At 72.4% G+C, this 4,230-nt stretch carries 7 protein-coding genes; 3 read left to right on the top strand and 4 right to left on the bottom strand.

Translation table 11 applies throughout. From position 1 onward, the window contains the following. Nucleotides 1-507: MFS transporter (locus tag ACWD3D_RS34050; protein ID WP_451464571.1), on the bottom strand; the 507-nt coding region annotated here is incomplete at its 3' end. A gap of 124 nt (nt 508-631) precedes the next feature. Next, nucleotides 632-1,234, bottom strand: coding sequence for a hypothetical protein (locus ACWD3D_RS34045; RefSeq protein ID WP_451464570.1), 603 nt, complete (start codon nt 1,232-1,234; stop codon nt 632-634). A 129-nt stretch (nt 1,235-1,363) separates the two neighbouring features. Here ACWD3D_RS34045 and npdG point away from each other — a divergent pair, with 129 nt between their 5' ends. Both npdG and ACWD3D_RS34035 read left to right on the top strand, forming a co-directional pair. Beyond that, nucleotides 1,364-2,074, top strand: coding sequence for an NADPH-dependent F420 reductase (gene npdG, locus ACWD3D_RS34040; protein ID WP_451464569.1), 711 nt, complete (start codon nt 1,364-1,366; stop codon nt 2,072-2,074). Between the two features lie 107 nt (nt 2,075-2,181). After that, entirely contained in the window at nt 2,182-2,355 is a 174-nt protein-coding gene (locus ACWD3D_RS34035) for a hypothetical protein (protein ID WP_451464568.1), read from the top strand. Nucleotides 2,356-2,412: 57 nt separating this feature from the next. Here the strand turns inward: ACWD3D_RS34035 and ACWD3D_RS34030 are convergent, their stop codons facing one another. Together ACWD3D_RS34030 and ACWD3D_RS34025 are read right to left on the bottom strand one after the other, a co-directional pair. Further along, a complete protein-coding gene (locus ACWD3D_RS34030; protein WP_451464567.1) occupies nt 2,413-3,234 on the bottom strand; it encodes a site-2 protease family protein in 822 nt (273 codons plus the stop codon). A gap of 35 nt (nt 3,235-3,269) precedes the next feature. Then, the gene (locus ACWD3D_RS34025) at nt 3,270-3,755 is read right to left on the bottom strand and encodes a hypothetical protein (protein ID WP_451464566.1); all 486 of its coding nucleotides are present in this window, start codon (nt 3,753-3,755) and stop codon (nt 3,270-3,272) included. Between the two features lie 222 nt (nt 3,756-3,977). Here ACWD3D_RS34025 and ACWD3D_RS34020 point away from each other — a divergent pair, with 222 nt between their 5' ends. After that, nucleotides 3,978-4,139, top strand: coding sequence for a hypothetical protein (locus ACWD3D_RS34020; protein ID WP_451464572.1), 162 nt, complete (start codon nt 3,978-3,980; stop codon nt 4,137-4,139). Nucleotides 4,140-4,230: the final 91 nt, after the last annotated feature.

Genomic DNA, 4,230 nt, shown 5'->3' with positions numbered 1-4,230 from the left:
CTGCCAGCGCAGGGCGTTCAGCGCGGCGGCGGCAGGCAGGTGCTCGTGCGGCACGATCCGTGCCAGCAGCGAGTCGAGCGCCGGCCGCTGGAGCCCCGCCAGCGCGGACACGCCCCCGGCGACGACGTACAGCGGCCAGAGCAGCGGGTGCGGCAGCAAGGCGTTGACCAGCAGGATCACGGCCAGCAGGCCGAGTCCGGCCTCCGTTGCGAGGATCACCTTGCGGCGGTCCTTGGCGTCGGCGAGCGCCCCGCCGTACAGCCCGAAGATCACCATCGGCACGAGCTCCACCGCACCCATCGCCCCGACCGCCAGCGGGGACCCGGTCAGCTCCTTGATCTGGAGCGGCAGCGCGATCAGCGCCATGAAACTGCCGAAGAACGTGATCAGCCCCTGCCCCCAGAGCAGCCGGAAGTCGGCGGAGGCGTGCCAGGGGGCGAGATCGGGGAGGGCGGCGCGGAGGATGCGGCGAGTGCGGGAGGCGCGGCGGGGGCTCGGGACGTTCACGAGAGATCATGGTCCGTGCCTCAAGGGGGCCGGCGCAAGACCTTTCGGCTCTGGATACCCGCCCCACCAGCGAAGATGCGGACGCGTGGGGGCATTGGGCGGGGGTGCGGAGGCAGACCCTCCGCTACCAGCGGGCCGGTGGCGGTGCGGTGAGCCGGTCGGCCAGCCGCGAGAGCCGGTCCCGGAAGGAGCGCCGCCCGTGCGCGGCCGGCCGGCCGTTCTCCCCGGCCGCCGCGCTCACCAGATGCTGCACGGTGTCCAGGTCCACGTCGTCCTCCTCGGTCACCACCAGCGCCTCGTGGCCCAGCCCCCGCACCTCGGGATCGCCGCCGCCCAGCGTGAGCACGGTCGCCCCCGAGCGCCTGGCGTCCCACACCCGCTCCAGCAGCCCGCCGTCCGGCCGCTCCGGTGCCACCAGCAGCAGCGTCTCGCCCCGCCCGGCCGCCTCGATCCGCGCCAGCCCCACGGCCAGATGCGCCGGATCGGCCGGCCGCACCCGGTGGCGTACCAGCGTGGGGGCCAGCTCGGGCAACCCCGACCAGGTCGCCTCGTCGACCAGGTGCGCCGCCAGGTGCCAGGGCTCGTACGCCTCCGTCCCGACCAGTAACAGCCCACCGCCCTGCGGGACGACGGACGAACGAAGGGCCCCGGCGAACCGGCGGGCCGCGCCCGGCCACTCGGTCCCGGCGAGCACCTCACGCAACAGCGCCACGCGCACGGCATCCATGGCCCGGCATCATGCAGGAGCCCGGGGCGGTCGCGCAGCCGGACACGGAAGGTGCACCCGTACGGGACGCCCCGCCCCGGTCCGGGGTATCCGGCCGCCCTCCCGGTACCCCCCAGTAGTGTCGGGCCCATGACTACTCACGACAGTGCCGGTGCGCCCAAGGCGCCCGCCAAGGACCCCTGGGACCTGCCCGACGTCTCCGGACTCACCGTCGGCGTGCTCGGCGGCACCGGTCCGCAGGGCCGCGGGCTCGCCTACCGCCTCGCCCGCGCCGGGCAGCGCGTGACCATCGGCTCCCGCGACGCCGCCCGCGCCGCCGAGGCCGCCGCCGAACTCGGACTCGGCGTCGAAGGCGCCGACAACGCCGCGTGCGCGCTCCGCAGCGACATCGTGATCGTCGCCGTGCCGTGGGAGGGCCACGCCAAGACCCTGGAATCGCTGCGCGCGGAGCTCGCCGGAAAGCTCGTCGTCGACTGCGTCAACCCGCTCGGCTTCGACAAGAAGGGCGCCTACGCCCTCAAGCCGGAGGAGGGCAGCGCCGCCGAACAGGCCGCCGCCCTGCTGCCGGACTCCCGGGTCACCGCCGCCTTCCACCACCTCTCGGCGGTGCTGCTCCAGGACCCCGCCATCGACGAGATCGACACCGACGTGATGGTGCTGGGCGAGGCCCGCGCCGACACCGACATCGTGCAGGCCCTCGCCGGCCGGATCGCCGGCATGCGCGGCGTCTTCGCCGGACGGCTGCGCAACGCCCACCAGGTCGAGTCGCTGGTCGCCAACCTGATCTCGGTCAACCGCCGCTACAAAGCCCACGCGGGACTGCGCGCCACCGACGTGTGAGCCGTACCGGACGTTCCGCTCCCGGGGGCCGTACCCGGGGCGGAACGGATCGGGGCATGAGGGACACTGGACAGGACCGCGCATCACCCCGGACAGGAGCCCGACCCATGCCCCGCATCGCCCTCTACTCCCTCGTCGTCTGCGTCCTCGCCGTCGTCGCGGCGGTGGTCTCCTTCGCCCAGGGCAGCCTGCTGGGCATCCTCTGGGTGCTGGTGGCGGGGCTCTCGTCCAACATGGCCTGGTACTACGTGCGCCGTCACCGCCTCACCACCGGCGCCTGACCGCGCCGGACGACCCGGGGCCGGGCCCCGGGTCCACCACGGGTCGCGGGACGACCGTCAGCCGGACAGCCCCGCCAGAGCTGTGCAACGGGGGTCCTGCTGGTCGGTGAACTCCCGCCAGAAGCGGTAGAGGTCCTGCCCGCAGTACGTCTCGAAGTCGCTGACCCCGAGCCCCCGCAGCAGCGCGTCGACGGCGTCGAAGAACACGCCGTTCACTTCCGGCACCCACAGCAGCGCGAAGACGGCGATCAGCCCGAACGGTGCGAAGGGCTCCACCTGGCGCCGGACCTTGTACGACAGCCAGGGCTCGATCACCCCGTACCCGTCCAGCCCCGGCACCGGTACGAAGTTCAGGATCGCGGCCGTGATCTGGAGCATCGCCAGGAACGCCAGCGCGAACCGGAACCCGAGCGGCACCCCGTCGAGGCCGCCCAGCCAGAACGGCGCCGTGCAGACGACGGCGAACGCGACGTTCGTCAGCGGCCCCGCCGCCGAGATCAGGCTGTGCTTCCACCGGCCCCGGATACGGCCCCGCTCGATGTACACGGCACCGCCGGGCAGCCCGATGCCCCCCATGATCACGAAGAGCACCGGCAGCACGATGCTGAGCAGCGCGTGCGTGTACTTCAACGGGTTGAGCGTCAGATAGCCCTTGGCCCCGATCGAGATGTCCCCGCTGTGCAGCGCGGTGCGGGCATGCGCGTACTCGTGGAGGCAGAGCGAGACGATCCAGGCGCCCGTGACGAAGAGGAAGACGGCGAACCCGGTCCGTTCGGCGAACCCCGTCCACACGGCCGCGCCCGCGGCGGCCGTGACGGCGGCGATCCCGAGGAAGACCGGGCTGATGCGCCGGTCGTGGCGGCTGATCCCAGTGGTCATGCGACGAGAGTAGGCGCACCTGCCCAGTCCCTTCCTCACTTTCCTGCCCCTTCGGGCGGTGCCCCCTTCCCCGGTGCCCGCTCGGGCACGGTGAAGGCGGCGGGCAGTCCCGCATCGTCCGCGCGGCCCAACTGCCGGGCGAGCGCGAGGGAGACGGCGTGCAGGACGTTGAGGTTCTCCTCGCGGATGTTCTCGTCACCGCCCGCCGGCAGGCCGCGGTTGTACAACTCGCCGCGGATGCCCCAGGGTTTCCCGCCGGACGTGGTGAACTGCTCGCTGGAGCACTTGATGTAGAGGACGGCGGACCGGGGACGGGACAGGGTCATGGCGCCCATCCGGTACCGAGTGAACTGTCCGGACGGAGAGGCCGGCCGCTCGTCGTCGAGGGCGAAGGCGATCGACGTCGGTCGCGCGGCGCCCGCGGGACCGTAGACCCGGCAGAAGAAGTGGTCGTTCACACCGGACGCGCGGCCGGAGACCAGCGCCTCGGCCGTCCCGCGTATCCCGTGGGAGGACCCCAAGGTGTCGGTCTCCCGTGCGAGAGGGGTCGATGTATCGCGCTAGTGGAGAATCCCGCCGAGAGGGGAGGGGTGCTTTTCGGTCACGCGTGAGGGCTCGGTGCGGTCACGGGTGACTCCGTAGCGTGATGTCATGTGCGCGTAAGGCCATCCGATGCCACGCGAGCTATCGGAATATATCGGGTGGCTGTGCGATCCCCGATCTCCTTCACGGACAATGGCCCCGTGCGCTACTGCATCCTCGGTACGACCCAGGTACTTCGCGACGACGGCACGGCCGTCGCCCTCGGCGGGGCGCGGCTGCGCGCCCTGCTCACCGTCCTCGCCCTGAGCCCCGGCCGGGCGGTCCCGGTGGCGGTGCTCGTGGACGAGGTCTGGGACGGTTGAGCAGCCGGTTCTCCTCGAATTCCTCCTCGTCCTCGTCGGCCCGCGCCTCCTGGATCAGCTTCCACGCCGTGTAGATCAGGAACGCGCCGAA

The sequence above is a fragment of the Streptomyces sp. NPDC002690 genome (assembly GCF_053592415.1).
Note: the sequence above shows the minus strand (reverse complement) of the source record. Positions and strands in the feature narration are given on the sequence as shown.